Below are 542 nucleotides of genomic sequence, written 5' to 3'. Positions count from 1 at the left end.
ATCTTCTTGTCGGAGTCTTCGAGAGCGGCAAGCGCCGAACCCTTGATGATCGGAATGTCGTCGCCCGGGAATTCGTAGGACGACAAGAGTTCGCGCACTTCCAGCTCGACGAGCTCGAGAAGCTCGGCGTCGTCCACCTGGTCGACCTTGTTCAGGAACACGACGATCGCCGGAACGCCGACCTGGCGGGCGAGCAGGATGTGCTCGCGGGTCTGCGGCATCGGGCCGTCGGCGGCGGACACGACCAGGATCGCGCCGTCCATCTGCGCCGCACCGGTGATCATGTTCTTGACGTAGTCAGCGTGGCCGGGGCAGTCGACGTGCGCATAGTGGCGGGCCGGCGTCTCGTATTCGACGTGCGCCGTCGAAATGGTGATGCCACGCGCCTTCTCTTCCGGCGCAGCGTCGATCTGGTCATACGCCTTGAATTCGCCGAAGTACTTGGTGATCGCTGCAGTCAGCGACGTCTTGCCATGGTCAACGTGGCCAATCGTGCCGATGTTGACGTGCGGCTTGTTGCGCTCGAATTTGCTCTTTGCCAT

At 62.2% G+C, this 542-nt stretch carries 1 protein-coding gene; it reads right to left on the bottom strand.

From position 1 onward, the window contains the following. The coding region (locus tag CO664_RS30040) for a GTP-binding protein (RefSeq protein WP_141471838.1) at nt 1-542 on the bottom strand (542 nt) is incomplete at both ends.

The organism is Sinorhizobium sp. NG07B (assembly GCF_002532005.1).
Classification (GTDB): domain Bacteria; phylum Pseudomonadota; class Alphaproteobacteria; order Rhizobiales; family Rhizobiaceae; genus Sinorhizobium; species Sinorhizobium fredii_C.
The sequence above is the reverse complement of the archived record's forward strand: the minus strand, read 5'-3'. Positions and strand labels throughout refer to the sequence as shown.